We start from the raw sequence: 16,031 nt of genomic DNA on the forward strand, positions 1-16,031 counted from the left end.
TCTACCTGGCACCCCGCGATCAACCTGTGGGAGCTGGCTTGCTCGCGAAGGCGGCCTGGCAGTCAACACAGTTGGACTGTGTGCATATCCATTGCTGCGGTAACGGCTACTTAGGGTTCCGCTCTGACAGCGGGTCACTTTTGGAAAAGAGCCCCAAAAGTAACCAAAAGGGCTCTTGCCCCACCACTCGGCACCTCGCTTGGGCTCGGTGTGCCCGAACGCAGGCTTGAATCCGTGGGCCGCCGCCCCGCGCCATCCATGGCGCGGGGCGGCTAACCCGGCGTCCTGCCGGGTTACCCACGAATTCAAGCCTGCGTTCGGCCAGCGTGGTTTAACGGGGCGCTTAAGATCAAGATCAAGAGCGGCTCGCTTCGCATCGTGGTTACTGTCGATTGCTTCAGAATTGTGTAGATATCTATGCCGCGATGAGGCCTGCAAGGCCAATAAAAAGGCCCGCATTGCGCGGGCCTTTTACGTTCAGGGGATTATCAACCCGCCACCAATACTCGAATCGCTTCCAGTCGCAACGCGGCTTTATCGAGCATGGCCAGGCCTTGCTCGCGTTGGTTGCGCAGGGCAACCAACTCGCTGTCGCGCACGGTCGGGTTGACCGCTTGCAACGCGGTCAGGCGCGCCAGCTCTTCGTCGGTGTCTGCCGCCAGGCGACGCTTGGCTTCGGCCACGCGTTCGGCGTGACGTGGGGCGATCTTCTCTTCGCCGGCGTTGATGCGCGGTGTGAGTTGGTCGCGCTGCGCCTGCACGAATTTGTTCGCGCTGGCCCGTGGCACGCTTTCCAGCTGGTCATTCAAGGTCACGAACGACACGCGGCCCGACAGGTCATTGCCGTTGGCATCCAGCAGGCAGCGCAAGGCGGCCGGTGGCAGGTAGCGGCCCAGTTGCAGGGAGCGTGGGGCGACCACTTCGCTGACATACAGCAGCTCAAGCAATACGGTGCCTGGCTTGAGTGCCTTGTTCTTGATCAGCGCCACGGCGGTGTTGCCCATGGAGCCGGACAGCACCAGGTCCATGCCGCCTTGCACCATCGGGTGCTCCCAGGTGATGAACTGCATGTCTTCGCGCGACAGCGCCTGGTTACGGTCGTAGGTGATGGTCACACCTTCGTCGTCGCCCAGGGGGAAGCTGGCGTCGAGCATTTTTTCGCTGGGCTTGAGGATCAGTGCGTTTTCCGAATGGTCTTCGCTGTCGATGCCGAACGCGTCGAACAGGGTTTCCATGTAGATCGGCAGGGCGAACTGGTCGTCTTGTTCGAGGATGTCCTCGACCAGTGCATCGCCTTCGCCGGCGCCGCCGGAATTGAGTTCCAGCAAGCGGTCGCGACCGGTGTGCAGCTCCTGCTCCAGGCGCTCGCGCTCGGCACGGGCTTCGTCGATCAGGGCTTGCCACTCGCCGTCGTCGGCCGCTTCCAGCAAGGGCAGCAGGCGTGGGCCGAACTGATGCTGCAAGGCGTTGCCGGTCGGGCAGGTGTTGAGGAAGGCATTGAGCGCTTCGTGGTACCACTGGAACAAACGCTCTTGCGGGCTGGTTTCCAGGTAGGGTACGTGCAGTTCGATCACGTGTTTCTGGCCGATCCGGTCCAGACGCCCGATACGCTGTTCCAGCAGGTCGGGGTGGGACGGCAGGTCGAACAGCACCAGGTGATGGGAAAACTGGAAGTTGCGGCCTTCACTGCCGATTTCCGAGCAGATCAGCACCTGGGCACCGAACTCTTCATCGGCAAAATAAGCCGCCGCGCGGTCACGCTCCAGGATGTTCATGCCCTCGTGGAACACCGTGGCCGGAATGCCGGAGCGCACGCGCAGGGCGTCTTCCAGGTCCATGGCGGTTTCGGCGTGGGCGCAGATCACCAGGACCTTGGTGCGCTTGAGCATTTTCAGCTGGTCGATCAGCCACTCGACCCGTGGGTCGAAGCGCCACCAGCGGTTCTCTTCCTCGATGTCCGGTTGCGCCTGGAAGCTGACTTCCGGGTACAGCTCGGCGTGTTCGCCCAGGGGCAGTTCGAGGTATTCGTCCGGGTTCGGCAGCGGGTAGGCGTGCAGCTTGCGCTCGGGGAAGCCTTGCACCGCGGCTCGGGTGTTGCGAAACAGCACGCGGCCGGTGCCGTGGCGGTCCAGCAGCTCACGGACCAGGCGTGCACTGGCTTCGGCGTCGCCATCGTTGACGGCGGTGAGCAGGGCTTCACCTTCGTCGCCGAGGAAGCCTTGAATGGTCTTGTGCGCGGTCGGCGACAGGCGGCCCTTGTCCAGCAGCTCCTGCACGGCTTCGGCCACCGGGCGATAGTTTTCGCTCTCGGCGCGGAAGGCTTGCAGGTCGTGGAAGCGGTTCGGGTCCAGCAGGCGCAGGCGCGCAAAGTGGCTGTCCTGGCCCAGTTGTTCCGGGGTGGCGGTTAGCAGCAGCACGCCGGGAATCACTTCGGCCAGTTGTTCGACCAGCGAGTATTCGGCGCTGGCCTTGTCTTCGTGCCACACCAGGTGGTGGGCTTCGTCGACCACCAGCAAGTCCCAGCCGGCGGCGAACAGCGCGTCCTGGGCCTTCTCGTCGTCCACCAGCCATTCCAGGGCAACGAGTGCAAGCTGGGTGTCTTCGAACGGGTTGGTGGCATCGCTTTCGATAAAGCGCTCTTCATCGAACAGCGCAACCTGCAGGTTGAAGCGGCGGCGCATTTCCACCAGCCATTGGTGCTGCAGGTTTTCCGGGACCAGGATCAGTACGCGGCTGGCTCGGCCCGAGAGCAGTTGGCGATGGATCACCAGGCCCGCTTCGATGGTCTTGCCCAAGCCCACTTCGTCCGCCAGCAACACGCGTGGCGCGATACGGTCAGCGACTTCGCGAGCGATGTGCAGTTGGTGGGCAATCGGTTGGGCGCGTACGCCACCCAGGCCCCACAGTGAGGACTGCAACTGGCGGCTGGTGTGTTCCAGGGTGTGGTAGCGCAGCGAGAACCACGCCAGCGGGTCAATCTGCCCGGCGAACAGACGGTCACTGGCCAGGCGGAACTGGATGAAGTTGGACAGTTGGGTTTCCGGCAGGGTGACCTGCTCGTTCTGCCCATTGAGGCCGTGGTAGACCAGCAGGCCATCGACGTCGTCGACTTCCTGTACGGTCATTTTCCAGCCTTCGAAATGGGTGATGGTGTCACCCGGCGAAAACCTCACGCGAGTGAGGGGCGCATTCCGTAGCGCATACTGGCGCGTGTCGCCAGTGGCCGGATAGAGCACGGTCAACAAGCGGCCGTCCTGTGCCAGAACGGTGCCTAACCCCAGCTCTGCTTCGCTGTCACTAATCCAGCGTTGCCCCGGTTGATACTGCTGCGCCATGCTGCCTGACTCCCGCCGTGAAAAAGCCGACTATGTTAACGGAACACGGCCCGGCGCCCAAGAACTCTGACAAAAACTACGCTGTTTGGACGGGCAGGCGGAAATTGAATCGACGGATGGCGGGCACTTGAGAGTGTCGACTGAGTCACAGCTTGGCACGCGGGTGCTCAAGTCGCCCTGCCACCCGCCGACAGCCTGTTGATCAGGAGAATAATTATCATGCTGCCACCCATGCTGCCCGTCAGTGTTGTGCCGGTCACGTCGCAACTCGACCCGGCACGCCAGAAGCCGGATATTCCGCCGGTGGTGCCCGTTCAAGCGGGCTCCAACGAGAGCACGATCGACCTGAAAAAAGGCGATGCCGAGCAATCGACCTTTCTGTTGCGCGAAGAGCAGCGGCGCCAGCAGGAGCAGCAGAAACGCCGGCGTGAAGCCGACGACGACACGCAGCAGCATTTGCCGATTCCCGGCGATGTGCTCAACGCTGACAACACCGTGCCCGTGGCGCCGCTGATCGAAGACGCGCCGCGCCAGGGCCTGTGGGTGGATATCGAGGTTTAACCCTTCAGTTCGCGCAAGGCCTTCGCCAGCAACTCAATCTCGTCATCGGTGTTGAGCGGGCTGGCAGAGATGCGCGCAACGCTGCTCAACCCACGCGCTTGCATGTCCAGCGGGGTGTAGGCCACGCCATTGGCGCCGATGTTGATGCGCTTTAATCCCAGGCGTTGCTTGAGTTCAAAGCTATCCCAACCGGCCAGGTTGAACGCAATCAAGCCTGAATGCGTGCTGCCCAAGTCATGCAAGGTAATCCCCGGTATCTGACGCAGTGCTTCGCGGATTCGCGCGCTGGTCTGCGAGACCCTTTGCCATACCCGCTCAATTCCCAGTTGATTGATCTCGTGCAACGCGTTGCCCAGGCCGGCCAGCAGCGCGAAGGACACTTCGCTGGTTTCAAAGCGTCGCGCGTCGTTGCGCAGGTCGAAGCCTTCGGCGGTCCAGGGCGCTGAAAACACGTCGCGTTGGGCCGGGTTCAGGTGCTGGAGAAACTCCGGCCGTATATACAGCAGTGCGGTACCGCGAGGCCCGCGCAGGTGTTTGCGGCCGGCAGACTTGAGCACATCGCACTGCAAGGCTTGCACATCCACCGGCACTTGGCCGACGGCTTGGCCCGCGTCGATGAAGTAGGGGATGGCATGCCGCCTGGCCACGTCGCCGATGGCCTGGGCCGGGTTGATCAAACCACCGTTGGCCGGCAGCCAGGTGAGGTCGATCAGCTTCACCTTGGCATCGAGCATCGCCTCCAGTGCTACCGGGCAGGCGGCGCCGCTGGCATCGCACGGGATGACCTCCACCCGCGCGCCAGCTTGAACGGCCAGTTCCATGCTCGCCAGGTTACCGCCCCATTCGTGGCGCCCCACAAGAATTCGATCGCCCGGCTGCCATGGCCCCAGCGCCTGGAAGGCCATGCTCCAGGCCGTGGAGCCACTGCTGGCGAAGGCAATCGCTGAGGCGGGCGCATTGAGCAGGTGCCCGGCGGCGCGGCGGGCCTTTTCCACTAAGACGGCACCCTGTTCTGCGGCCTCCATCGGGCCGTCGCGTGCTTCGCGTTGCAACTGTTCGATGACGGCGTCGAGCGTCGCCTGACTGGGCAAAGACGCCCCGGCGTGGTTGAAGTGCACGATGCCCGACTGGCAACCGGGCGTGGCTTCTCGCAAGTGCTGCACTTGCAGCGGGCTCATGGCTGCAGCTCGAAAATGGCATCCACCTCCACGGCGACGCCAGCCGGCAAACTGCTGACCCCTACCGCGGTGCGCACGTGTTGGCCCTTAGCGCCGAGGGCGTTGACCAGCAGGTTCGAGGCGCCATTGGCGACCAGGCTTTGGCGCTGGAAATCGGCGCTGCTGGCAATGAACACGCCCAGACGCAGGATGCGCACCACCCGCGACAGGTCATCGCCCAGCGCATCGCTCAATTGCCCCAGCAGGCCCAGCGCCGCCAGTTCTGCCGCTTGGGCGCCATCTTCATCGCTGAGAGAATCGCCCAGCCGGCCAATGTAGACGGGTTTGCCATCGAGCATGGGAATTTGCCCGGAGATGAACAGTTGATGCTGGCTGATCACATGATTGATGTAGTTGGCCGCGGGTTGGCTGGGCGTGGGCAATGTCAGGCCGAGGGCGTGTACGCGCTGGCGGATGGAGTCGGTCATGGTGAAACCCTCTGGTGTCAGAAGGCTCCAGCATGTTGGCGATGGCGAGGGGCGACAAACGGATAGATCTCACTCGACGTATCGAAAAAACTCACGCGTCGGCACACGCCTGCTTCAGCCACTGGCTGAAGCATTCAGCCGCCTCACTGAGCGGGCCCCGGGGGGCGATCAACCAATAGCCGATGTCGCTGTGAAAGGGCGGCCAGTCAAAGGCCTCCACCAGGCTGCCGTCCTGGAGCCTGCGTTCGATCAGGCGATGGCGGCCCATGGCGATCCCCTGGCCGGCCACGGTCGCTTCGACCACGATGTTGTAGTCATGCAGCATCACGCGGGGGTGGTGATCGAGATTGACTTGGTAATGGGCGGACCAATCGGTCCACTCGAAAGGGCGGTGGGAGGTCGCCATCAACAACGCGCCACCGGCGACCTGCCGGGCTTTGAATGCAGGGCTGCATACCGGTGACAGGGTTTCGGCCATCAGGCGCGTGGCGTGCACGTCGGGCCAGTCGCCCTTGCCGTAGCGGATGGCCAGGTCAACCTCGGCCGTGGCGACATTGGCCAATTGAATCGCGGGCAGCAACTCCACCTGGATGTGCGGGTAGCGCTGTAGAAACTCGGCCAGGCGCGGCGCCAGCCATAGCGTGGCAAAGGACGCCAGCAAGCCGATACGCAACACACTGGCGCTGGGCGCACCCCGTTGGTTGCGCGTCGCTGCGGCGATAGCGTCCAGGGCAGGGCGGATCTGCTCGTAGTACGCTTGCCCGGCCAACGTCAGGTCAATCGCACGGGTACGCCGGATAAACAGCGGTTTGCCCAAGTGGTGTTCAAGCTTATGCACCTGGTGGCTTAGGGCACTTTGGGTCACCGACAACTCGTGCGCCGCCTTGATAAAACTCAAGTGCCGCGCCACGGCTTCGAAGGCGCGCAGGGCCAACAGTGGCGGAAGGTCGTTGTGCAAGGCCACCTGGATGCGCCTCCTGGGCAGGGTAGAAAGCGCCGATTCTGGTCGATGGCCTGCATTTTGTCGCCCGCTTAATTGCCGTCGGGCGGGGCAGGCCGCATTATTGAGGCATTCCCGCCACGACGTAAGCCAAGCCATGAGTGATGACGACAAGCTGATCGACCTGAACGCCGAACGCGCCAAGCGCGTGCACGACCTCAATGACAAACGCTTGAATGAAGTGCGCCAAGCCTTTGAACAAGCCATGCCCCTGGGCAAACCCAAGAAAAAGCCCAAGAACAAACCGAAAAAGCGTTGAAACACCCTGCATCCGTTGATGCAGGTCAGTTATTCCCCTTCTTTACGCCCCGTTGTGGGCGACATTGATCCTGGTCAATTTCCCACTGCGCCTTCTCCATTAACTTAGCCCTATCGCAACAGGGCAAGTGCAGGAGGCCGGTCATGTTTTTCGATAATGTGGTTTTTGCCGGAGTGCTGACTGTCAGCCTCATGGTGCTGTTTTTTGTAGGGTTTGGATTTTTTATCTGGAAAGATGCGAACAAGCGTAAAAAACCTTAAGTCTTTCCGGGTTACATGAGCACGCAAGGCATTTTGGGCGACTTCGGTCGCCCTTTTTTTTTGGCTGTTGATTGATGGATGAAGAGCTCCCTCGCCACAGGTCCAGCGTCGTACCGACGTTGTGTAGGTACCTATGCGCATCGCAGGCAAGCCCCACATTTGCCATGCGCTGCTCGAACTGGCGTAGAACCTGCATCCCACGCCCCATTCGCCGGTTTCCTGTCACCGGCTTCTGGAGGATTAGGATGCGTAGTCTGGTTTTGCTGCTGGCGTCATTGGCCCTGGGCGGTTGTATGACCGTCAGTGATATGGCCGAAGGCACCCGCTATCAGATGAGCGATGCCGGGCTGCTCGACCACAGCGATACGCGGCGTACTGCCTCGGTGCGCATACAGCCGGACTCCTTTGTGTTTATCGCCCAAGGCGCCTTCGTGCCGCCGGGCAGCGCCTACCCGCGGCCCAATGTGGTGGCCGAGGAAGCATTCAATGGCTTCGTCGAATATTTCCCCATGGTGCGTCGCGCCCGCCAGCCGGAAGGGCTGGAACAGGCCATGGCCGAAGCTCGCGACGCCGGTGCTCACTACCTGCTGTATTGCCGCTTTGCGGCAGCCGATGACCGTATCGGCAACGCCGACGAGTGGACCGACCAACAAGCTCTGGACCGCCTTGGCCTGGACAGTGGGGTAATCCAGGTCATGTTGATCGAGACCAGCACCCAGTATTTGATTGATACTGCACGTATTCGCAGTCGTGGCGGTTTACTGACGTTCCACGACACATCGCCACAAGATTTGATTGCCCGTCCCCTGGCGCAATATGCCCGCGGTTTACTGGGTATGAGCAATCAGTAAACAGAGGAGCCCGTCATGACCGATTCCGCCAAGGCCAATGATTTGTTGGCCCAACTGCCCAAGGGCAAGGGGCCGGCACCGGTGCATCTGTGGAACCCGGATTTCTGCGGTAATATCGACATGCGCATCGCCCGCGATGGCACCTGGTTCTACCAAGGCACGCCCATAGGGCGAAAGCCGATGGTCAAGCTGTTCTCCAACATCATCCGCCGCGATGGCGATGATTATTTTCTGGTGACACCCGTGGAGAAGGTCGGCATCCAGGTCGATGATGCGCCCTTTGTCGCCGTGACCCTGGACGTGCAAGGGCAGGGCGAAACCCAGGTTTTGCGCTTTACCACCAACGTCGATGAACAGGTCGAGGCAGGCCTCGAACACCCGCTACGGGTGGTGATCGACCCCGTCACCCAGGAACCCGCACCCTACGTGCGCGTTCGCACCAATCTTGAAGCCCTCGTGCATCGCAACGCTTTTTACCAGTTGGTGGAGCTGGCCGTGAGCCGTCCGATCAACGGTCAGAACTGGCTTGGCGTATGGAGCAGCGGGGAGTTTTTCCCCATCGGCCTGGAGCCCTGAGGCGGTTTTTGTCTTCAGCCTGAAATAATCCTCTTGCGGTAAACGCGCGCTTTCGGTTATCAATTTGTACATGATTAGACATGTTCGATTTGATAAGAAAAAACGCGTCGTCGACGAACTCATCCGCCGTATCGAGGGTGGGGTCATGGCCGACGGCTTCCTGTTGCCGGGCGAGCATCAACTGGCCGAGGAATTTGCGGTCAGCCGTGGCACGCTGCGTGAGGCGCTGGCCGAGCTCAAGCGTCGCAACTACATCGCTACCCAGAGTGGGGTCGGCTCGATCGTCACCTTTGACGGCATGGTGCTGGACCAACGCAGCGGCTGGGCCCAGGCCTTGGCCGATACGGGCGCCCAGGTAAGCACCGACATCCTGCGTTTCGAGGCCGTCACGCGCCCGGATCTGTTCAGCCGTTTCGGCACCGACCAGTTCATTACCCTTGATCGCCTGCGGCGCACCGCAGACGGCACAGCGGTGTCCCTGGAACGCTCGCTGATGCCGGCCGTTGGCGACCTGGAAAGCCTGCCGCGCATTGGCCTGATCGACAACTCCTTGACCATCACCCTGGCCGCCTACGGCTACGTCGGGGCCGAGGGCGATCAGTGGATCGGTGCCGAGCCGCTGACTGATGAAGATGCCGAATTACTCGGGCGTCCCAGCGGCACAGTATTTCTCAAGGCTTCGCGCACCACCTATGATCGTCGCGAGCGTTTCATGGAGCATGTCGAAAGCCTGCTCGACCCGCTGCACTTTCGCCTGCATCTGCCGTTTGGAGCGTCGAAATGACCCGCGAAAATCGCGCCCTTGGCGCCTTCTATGGCCTGGCCCTGGGCGATGCTTTGGGCATGCCCACCCAATCCTTGAGCCGCGAGCAGGTACAAAAGCGCTTCGGTGCCATCACCGCGCTGGAAGACGCCGACGCCGACCAACCCATTGCACCCAACATGCCTGCCGGTTCCATCACCGATGACACCGAGCAAGCCATTCTGGTCGCCGAGTTACTGGTGCAAGGCCAGGGCCAGATCGAGCCCGCTGTGCTTGCCCAACGCTTGATCGATTGGGAGGCAGGCATGCGCGCCAAGGGCTCTCAGGACTTGCTCGGGCCGTCCACCAAGCGCGCGATCGACATGATCCTCGCCGGCCATACCCCGGAAGAATCCGGGCGCTACGGCACCACCAATGGCGCGGCCATGCGCATCACCCCGGTGGGCATCGCCGCCGATGTCGGCGACCCGGGGCGGTTTATCCAGGCGGTGATCCAGGCGTGCCAGGTCACCCATAACACCCGCCTGGGCATTTCCAGCGCTGCGGCCGTGGCGGCAGTGGTCTCGGCCGGCATCAACGGGGTGGACCTGGGGGAAGCCCTGAATATCGGGACCCAGATTGCCAGACAGGCCGAAAGCCATGGTCACTGGATCGCGGGCGGGCGCATTTCTACCCGCATCAGTTGGGCTCGCACCTTGAGCGTCGGCAGCGGCGATAAAGCGTTGTTTGCCGACCTGCTTTACGAGTTGATTGGTACTTCGGTGGCTTCCCAGGAATCGGTAGTGGTGTCGTTTGCCCTGGCGCAGCAAGTGGCATCGGGCGACATGAACGCCTTCGAGGCCCTGTGCCTGGCAGCCAGCCTGGGCGGCGACACCGACACCATTGCCGCGATCCTCGGCGCCATGCTGGGGGCGTGCCTGGGCATGCAGTGCTGGCCTGAGGCGTTGGTTGAGCAGGTCAAACGGGTCAATGGCCTGGACTTGCAGCCGCTGGTCCAGGGGTTATTGGCCTTGCGATAAACACGGAACTAACTGTGGGAGCTGGCTTGCCTGCGATAGCGGTTTTCCAGTGGCTGCGGGGCTGGTTGACCCACCGCAATCGCAGGCAAGCCAGCTCCCACATTAAAAAGCGTTGGGTCAGGAAGACCGGATAAAGATTCGACTCGCTGCCACAACCACAACAATACAGGCACCAGGAGCACCCTTTCATGAGCAGCCCTTCTTCCGGCCAAAGCGCTGGGCAATTGGAAACACGCGGCATCGAGCCGGTCCCGGAAGGCGAGTGCAACGGCCATCCGCTGCAACTGTTCTGGGTATGGTTCGCCGCCAATATCAGCATCCTCGGTTTGCCCCTCGGCGCGACGCTGGTGGCGTTTCGTGGCCTGGCCATCTGGCAGGCGATCATCGTCGCGATCCTCGGCGCCGCGGGCTCCTTTGCCGTGGTGGGCATTATCTCCATCGCCGGCCGCCGTGGTCGCGCGCCCAGCCTGACTTTGTCCCGCGCCATCTTCGGGGTGCGCGGCAATATCGGCCCGACCTTGGTGTCGCTGATGTCGCGCCTGGGTTGGGAAACCGTCAACACCACCACCGCAGCCTTCGTGTTGTTGTCGTTAAGCTCCATCCTGTTCGGCTCGGCAGTGGAGGCGAAAAGCGCGCCGGTGCTCACCCTGATCTTCATTGCCATCTTCGTGCTGCTGACCCTGGCCGTATCGGGCCTGGGCCACGCCACGTTGCTGGTGATCCAGAAGTGGGCGACCTACGTCTTCGGCGGCTTGAACATTCTGGTGGGCGGCTTTCTGTGCGCCACCATCGACTGGAGCGCGGTGTTCAACGCCACCCCGGCGCCGTTGAGCGCGATGATCATTGGCGTGGGCACCATGGCTGCCGGTACCGGTATCGGTTGGGCCAACGCCGGTGCAGACATGTCGCGTTACCAGCACCGCAGCGTCAAGGCCGTGCGCCTGGTGGCCTCCGCTGCGTTTGGCGCAGGCATCCCGCTGGTGCTGTTGATCACCCTCGGCGGCCTGTTGTCGGTGGGCAACAATGACCTGGCGTCGGCCACCGACCCCATCATCGCGATCCGCGACATGCTGCCGACCTGGATGGCCGTGCCATACCTGATCACCGCGTTCGGCGGGCTGTTGCTGTCGAACAACCTGTCGGTGTATTCGGCCGGTCTGACTACCTTGACCCTGGGCTTGAAGGTCAAGCGCGTGCATGCGGTGATCGTCGATATCGTGGCGATTTTTGCCGGCTCCATCTACTTCATGCTGATCGCCGACAGCTTCTATGGCCCGTTCATCACCTTCATTTCGCTGCTGGCGGTGCCGATCACGGCGTGGGTCGGGATCTTCGTGGTCGACTTGATTCACCGGCATTACTACAGCCCCACCGACCTGCTGGACGTCAGCCCCAACAGTGCCTACTGGTATCGCGGCGGCGTGGAGTGGCGCGCATTTGGCGCCTGGGCGGTAGCCATTGTGCTGGGTTTTTGCTTTACCACCATTGGCACCACCGCCGAAAACATCTGGTTTGCCGGGCCGCTGTCCGACTCCTGGCTGGGCCACAACGGCCTGGGCTGGATCGTAACCTTCCTGGTAGCGGGCGGAATATATGCAGTATTGGGCGGGGCGTCTGACCGTCGTCCGGCTTTAGTCGAGAGCGCCAATGTCTAGATTGCTGCACACCGGCCAGGTCATTGTTGACCTGGTCATGGGCCTCGACACCCTGCCGGCAAGCGGCGGTGACGTGCTGGCCAACTCCGCCAGTTTTCAAGTGGGTGGCGGTTTCAACGTAATGGCTGCGGCGCGGCGCAATGGGTTGCCGGTGATTTACCTGGGCCGCCATGGCGAGGGACGCTTTGGCGAGCTGGCGCGTGCCGCGATGCAGGCCGAGGGTATTGAAATGGCCTTGGCGGCCAGCGCTGGCAAAGACACCGGGTTGTGCGTGTCCCTGACTGAAGCGAGCACCGAGCGCACCTTCATCTCCCATCTCGGCGCTGAGGGTGAGCTGAGCGCCGACGATTTGGCTCAGATCGTCCCGCATGTCGATGACTACGTTTACGTCAGTGGCTACAGCTTACTGCTTGAACGTAAAGCGCAGCCGTTGCTCGACTGGCTGCTGGCGCTGCCGCGAGAGATCGTGGTGGTGTTCGACCCAGGCCCGCTGGTCAAGGCGCCGGACTCGGCGTTGATGCGCGCGTTGTTGCCGCGTATCGACATCTGGACCAGCAATGGCCCTGAAGCCCTGGCGTTTACCGGGGCTGCGGATATGAGTCAGGCGCTGCCCATGCTCAATCAGCACTTGCAGGCACTGCTGGTTGTGCGCGATGGGCCAAAGGGTTGCTGGGTAGGGCGAGGGGGTCAGATCGAGCATGTCCCTGGATTCAAGGTTCAGGCCGTGGACAGCAATGGCGCGGGGGATGCACATGCTGGAGTATTTATTGCCGGGTTGGCGAAGGGCTTGAAACCGGTTGAGGCGGCGCGTCGAGCGAACGCAGCGGCGGCATTGGCGGTAACCCGCTGGGGGCCGGCGACTTCCCCAGGCACTGATGAGGTCGATGCATTAGTGACTCAATAAACGAAGCTCAAAAATGTGGGAGTGAGCAAGCCCGCTCCCACAATGGGTTCTGCGTTTAGCCTGCTTTTTTCAGGGCTTGGATCAACTCGTCTTTACGCATGGTCGAGCGTCCTGAAATATTCTTTTCCCGCGCCTCTTTCATCAAGCTTTCCTTGGTCTGCGTACCCAATGAAGCGCGACTGCTGCGCGGGTGGCCTTCACGGCTGGCAGCGGCGCGCTTGGCTGATTCCTGCCGGTCCTGGGTCTTCTTGGCGGGTGCCTTGCGCCGGCCTGATCCGCCGGCTTTTTCACCGCCGCCGGACTGTTTGTTCACGGTGGCCCAGGCACGGGCTTCGGCTTCGTCCTTGGGCAACCCCTTGTGCTCATAACTGTCTTCGATATGAGCGGCCTTGCGTTTCTGTTCGTCGGTGTATTTGGCTTTGCTTCCACGAGGCATCGCTAAAACTCCTTCTGGCCCCAGTCGCGGGGCCAGTCCAGAAATGGATTACTGAGTACTTTGGGCGTCGAGCTTGCGCGCTTCATCCACACCAGAAGCGGTGAGCTTGATCGGCAGGTTCAACGCGTATTCGCCGGCGTCGTCAGTGGTCACATGCCCATCCTTGATCAGCCCGCGGTCCTGCAGGAACGCCAAGACACTGGCGACCTCTTTTTCACCGCGGTAATTGTCCAGCACCTCCTTGCCCAAGCCTTGCGGGTGAGCGTGCAACAGGCGGGTGAGGACTTCTTTTTCAAGGTTTCTATCGACGTTCATGCGTACCTCTTCACGGGGAAATGGTCGGGTGTAGGTCGTACCAAGGGTGCATCAAGGCGCTGGTTGTTTCTGCGCGCCCGGGATGTTCGAGTCGTCGCCCTTGTTGATCTTGGGCTCATTGTTGCTCGTGCCTGGGCCCATCTTGCCGTTGCCCACGGCCGCCGGTGCCTGGCGCTGGGTATCGTTGCCTTTGGTGCGTGGGTCGGCACCGTTGTCGATGATCGCGCCACCGTTGGTGTCCATGCCGGTGCCCATGGATTTTTGCGACTCGGTGGTGGCGTCCGGCGTCGGGTCGGTAGGGCCAGTGGTCGAGCTGGCCGCGAAGGCGCTCAGGGACGCGGCAGACAACAGGCCGGTGAGGGCGAGGGCAGCAAAGTTGGAATTTTTCATCAGGGTGTCTCCATATGATTAATGTCCTTACCCTGTATTGGTCTGCCCGCGATTGCCGATCGTGCCGGGATGGCGACGAACGGTATCAGCTCACCTGTATCACTTTATGTGCCGATACTCGGCGCGCTATCAAGCGCGCCACCGTGATCGCCCAGTTAAGTGCCGCGATCACCAGTACGCTCAGCATCATTGTGGCAAGGCCGAAGTCGACGATGATCTTGCCTGCGAGCCAGGGAAACCCGAAGACGCCGATAAAGTACGCCAGGCTGAACAGCAACAACGCCTGGGAAGTGGTGCCGCTGGGCGCTTCGTTGGCCACCAGGCCGTTAATCACTGAATACGTCAGGCCATACCCGATCCCTAGCGTGGCGGCGGCGAGCACATAACTGAGGTTACCGCTCACACCAAACGCGAACAGCGCGATCGCGCCGAACATCACCCCCGATAACACACAGGCTGCCTGGTACGCATCGCGCTTGACCACGAAGCCGGCGATTAACAAGCGGCTGGTGATTGCTGCTGTCAGGAAGCCCGCGAAGAACAGTGAATAGTCCAGCTTATGGGCCACGGCATAGCTGGTCTGGAACGAAGACAGCCCCCCGAATACGCAGCCACCCAGGCCGACCATCAGGATGGCGAACGCCGCCTTGGAAGACAGTATGCGGCGGCTTGCGCGCCAGGAAATCCTGGCGGTTGGCATATTCGCGTGCTGTCGCAACCGGGAGCCCATGCGCCAGAACATCACTACCCCGGCGAGGCTGGCGAGCCCGGCGATATAGAACGCGGTGGTCAGGGGCAGGTCCAGCGCAGTGGCGGCGCGTCCCAGCAAAGGGCCGGAACCTATGCCGCTCAACATACTGCCCGAGAGCAAGGCGAAATATTTGGCCCGCTGGCGCGGTTCCACCAGCAGCGTCACGATGATCGGGCCCAAGGTATAGAACACGCCCCAGCCCAAGCCAAGGGACAATCCAAACAGCATCAAGCCTTGGCCAAACCCTGGCGTCAGGGCAAACCCCAGGCAGGCCACCACCAACAATAGGCCGGTGCTCGCAATTGCTCGCGCTGCGCCCAGCGCATCTGCCAGGTGCCCGGAAAACACGACCGCTACAAAGGTGCTGAGCATCGCCGTGGCAATGACACTGCCGGCGTCGTGTTCATTACCGCCACGGGCATGGATCAGCAGTGACAACAAAAAGGTCGAGCCGTAAGACAGCGACAGCAGGAAGCTGGCGAGGCAGAACAGCGCGAATGTCTTCGCGCCCACGGGTGGCGTTGCGTGCATGAGCAAGTCTCAGATCGTTGGATTTATGCTCATTGTTTACCATGGGCGCCCATCGGCTTAGTTCTGTGGTTGCTGATGCTTGCATCTCCCCGCGCCGGAGTGAAACGTGCTGATTGGCATCAATTGCACTGCAAACGGCCATCAAACCGTCTTAGTATGTGGCCTTTGAATTTGCCCAAGGCTCGCCCATGACCATCGAGATTCGCCCCGCCGTGCCCAGCGATGCTGCGCAAATCCTGACCTTTATCACTGAGCTGGCCGAGTACGAGAAAGCCCGGCATGAAGTGATCGCCAGCGTGGTGGACATCGAACGCAGCCTGTTCAGCGAAGGTGCCACGGCCCATGGCCTGATCTGCTTGCGCGATGGATTGCCGATTGGTTTTGCGGTGTTCTTTTTCAGCTACTCCACGTGGTTGGGCAGTAACTGCCTGTACCTGGAGGACCTGTATATCAACCCGGAACAACGTGGCGGTGGCGCCGGCAAGAAGTTGCTGCGTCACCTGGCCAAGATCGCCTGCGACAACGGTTGCGGGCGCTTTGAGTGGAGCGTGCTGGACTGGAACGAGCCCGCGATTGCCTTCTACAAATCCATCGGCGCCCAGCCTCAGGAAGAATGGGTGCGTTATCGCATGGAAGGTGATGCCCTGCGCGACTTCGCCCTGGGCTGAAGCCTTATTTCTGTAGGCGCCCAAGATCCAGTGTGGGAGCGGGCTTGCTCGCGAATGCGGTGTGTCAGTTAAAGCATGTGCTGACTGATACACCGCATTCGCGAGCAAGCCC

18 protein-coding genes are annotated in these 16,031 nt (G+C 61.6%); 10 read left to right on the forward strand and 8 right to left on the reverse strand.

Annotation, left to right across the window (positions count from 1 at the left end; all coding sequences use genetic code 11):
* Window positions 1-488 precede the first annotated feature (488 nt).
* Window positions 489-3,335: an RNA polymerase-associated protein RapA gene (rapA, locus tag DK871_RS27065; protein ID WP_161907311.1), complete on the reverse strand. Its 2,847-nt coding sequence runs from the start codon at window positions 3,333-3,335 to the stop codon at window positions 489-491.
* Between the two features lie 219 nt (window positions 3,336-3,554).
* On the opposite strand from rapA, the gene DK871_RS27070 reads away from it, so the two are divergent.
* Complete coding sequence (locus DK871_RS27070; protein WP_161907312.1) at window positions 3,555-3,896, forward strand: aspartate-semialdehyde dehydrogenase; 342 nt, start codon at window positions 3,555-3,557, stop codon at window positions 3,894-3,896.
* On the opposite strand, the gene DK871_RS27075 is transcribed toward DK871_RS27070, so the two are convergent.
* The 3 genes from DK871_RS27075 to DK871_RS27085 all read right to left on the reverse strand — a co-directional run bounded on the left by DK871_RS27075 (window position 3,893) and on the right by DK871_RS27085 (window position 6,505).
* Window positions 3,893-5,074 carry an aminotransferase class V-fold PLP-dependent enzyme gene (locus tag DK871_RS27075; RefSeq protein WP_161907313.1) on the reverse strand — a complete coding sequence of 394 codons (1,182 nt, stop codon included), beginning with the start codon at window positions 5,072-5,074 and terminating at the stop codon, window positions 3,893-3,895. The two genes, DK871_RS27070 and DK871_RS27075, sit on opposite strands and share 4 nt — an antisense overlap.
* The gene (locus DK871_RS27080) at window positions 5,071-5,541 is read right to left on the reverse strand and encodes a RidA family protein (RefSeq protein ID WP_161907314.1); all 471 of its coding nucleotides are present in this window, start codon (window positions 5,539-5,541) and stop codon (window positions 5,071-5,073) included. The genes DK871_RS27075 and DK871_RS27080 overlap by 4 nt, the downstream gene beginning before the upstream one ends.
* Before the next feature lie 91 nt (window positions 5,542-5,632).
* Window positions 5,633-6,505 (reverse strand): LysR substrate-binding domain-containing protein, encoded by an 873-nt coding sequence (locus tag DK871_RS27085; RefSeq protein ID WP_161907315.1) that lies wholly within the window; start codon window positions 6,503-6,505, stop codon window positions 5,633-5,635.
* Between the two features lie 133 nt (window positions 6,506-6,638).
* On the opposite strand from DK871_RS27085, the gene DK871_RS28715 reads away from it, so the two are divergent.
* The 8 genes from DK871_RS28715 (at window position 6,639) to DK871_RS27115 (ending at window position 12,828) form a co-directional block, all read left to right on the forward strand.
* Entirely contained in the window at window positions 6,639-6,800 is a 162-nt protein-coding gene (locus tag DK871_RS28715; RefSeq protein ID WP_003193515.1) for a hypothetical protein, read from the forward strand.
* Window positions 6,801-6,943: 143 nt separating this feature from the next.
* The gene (gene ccoM, locus DK871_RS29510) at window positions 6,944-7,060 is read left to right on the forward strand and encodes a cytochrome c oxidase subunit CcoM (RefSeq protein ID WP_019817835.1); all 117 of its coding nucleotides are present in this window, start codon (window positions 6,944-6,946) and stop codon (window positions 7,058-7,060) included.
* A 245-nt stretch (window positions 7,061-7,305) separates the two neighbouring features.
* Window positions 7,306-7,911, forward strand: a complete 606-nt coding sequence (locus DK871_RS27090; RefSeq protein ID WP_003193513.1) for a DUF4823 domain-containing protein — start codon at window positions 7,306-7,308, stop codon at window positions 7,909-7,911.
* Between the two features lie 15 nt (window positions 7,912-7,926).
* Window positions 7,927-8,487 (forward strand): DUF1285 domain-containing protein, encoded by a 561-nt coding sequence (locus tag DK871_RS27095; protein ID WP_161907316.1) that lies wholly within the window; start codon window positions 7,927-7,929, stop codon window positions 8,485-8,487.
* Between the two features lie 70 nt (window positions 8,488-8,557).
* The gene (locus tag DK871_RS27100) at window positions 8,558-9,271 is read left to right on the forward strand and encodes a GntR family transcriptional regulator (RefSeq protein ID WP_161907317.1); all 714 of its coding nucleotides are present in this window, start codon (window positions 8,558-8,560) and stop codon (window positions 9,269-9,271) included.
* Window positions 9,268-10,269 carry an ADP-ribosylglycohydrolase family protein gene (locus DK871_RS27105; RefSeq protein WP_161907318.1) on the forward strand — a complete coding sequence of 334 codons (1,002 nt, stop codon included), beginning with the start codon at window positions 9,268-9,270 and terminating at the stop codon, window positions 10,267-10,269. Before DK871_RS27100 ends, DK871_RS27105 begins: the two co-directional genes overlap by 4 nt.
* Before the next feature lie 188 nt (window positions 10,270-10,457).
* Window positions 10,458-11,924, forward strand: coding sequence for a cytosine permease (locus DK871_RS27110; protein ID WP_161907319.1), 1,467 nt, complete (start codon window positions 10,458-10,460; stop codon window positions 11,922-11,924).
* Window positions 11,917-12,828 (forward strand): PfkB family carbohydrate kinase, encoded by a 912-nt coding sequence (locus tag DK871_RS27115; protein ID WP_161907320.1) that lies wholly within the window; start codon window positions 11,917-11,919, stop codon window positions 12,826-12,828. The genes DK871_RS27110 and DK871_RS27115 overlap by 8 nt, the downstream gene beginning before the upstream one ends.
* A gap of 55 nt (window positions 12,829-12,883) precedes the next feature.
* Here the strand turns inward: DK871_RS27115 and DK871_RS27120 are convergent, their stop codons facing one another.
* The 4 genes from DK871_RS27120 to DK871_RS27135 form a co-directional block, all read right to left on the reverse strand.
* Window positions 12,884-13,264 (reverse strand): Rho termination factor N-terminal domain-containing protein, encoded by a 381-nt coding sequence (locus tag DK871_RS27120; RefSeq protein WP_161907321.1) that lies wholly within the window; start codon window positions 13,262-13,264, stop codon window positions 12,884-12,886.
* A gap of 48 nt (window positions 13,265-13,312) precedes the next feature.
* Window positions 13,313-13,579 carry a hypothetical protein gene (locus DK871_RS27125; RefSeq protein WP_032895690.1) on the reverse strand — a complete coding sequence of 89 codons (267 nt, stop codon included), beginning with the start codon at window positions 13,577-13,579 and terminating at the stop codon, window positions 13,313-13,315.
* A 51-nt stretch (window positions 13,580-13,630) separates the two neighbouring features.
* Window positions 13,631-13,969: a hypothetical protein gene (locus tag DK871_RS27130; protein WP_161907322.1), complete on the reverse strand. Its 339-nt coding sequence runs from the start codon at window positions 13,967-13,969 to the stop codon at window positions 13,631-13,633.
* Window positions 13,970-14,054: 85 nt separating this feature from the next.
* Window positions 14,055-15,251, reverse strand: a complete 1,197-nt coding sequence (locus tag DK871_RS27135; RefSeq protein WP_161907323.1) for an MFS transporter — start codon at window positions 15,249-15,251, stop codon at window positions 14,055-14,057.
* Window positions 15,252-15,439: 188 nt separating this feature from the next.
* Between DK871_RS27135 and DK871_RS27140 the strand changes: the two genes are divergently transcribed.
* Window positions 15,440-15,919, forward strand: coding sequence for a GNAT family N-acetyltransferase (locus tag DK871_RS27140; RefSeq protein ID WP_003193496.1), 480 nt, complete (start codon window positions 15,440-15,442; stop codon window positions 15,917-15,919).
* Window positions 15,920-16,031: the final 112 nt, after the last annotated feature.

The organism is Pseudomonas sp. L13 (assembly GCF_009935965.1).
Taxonomy (GTDB): domain Bacteria; phylum Pseudomonadota; class Gammaproteobacteria; order Pseudomonadales; family Pseudomonadaceae; genus Aquipseudomonas; species Aquipseudomonas lactis.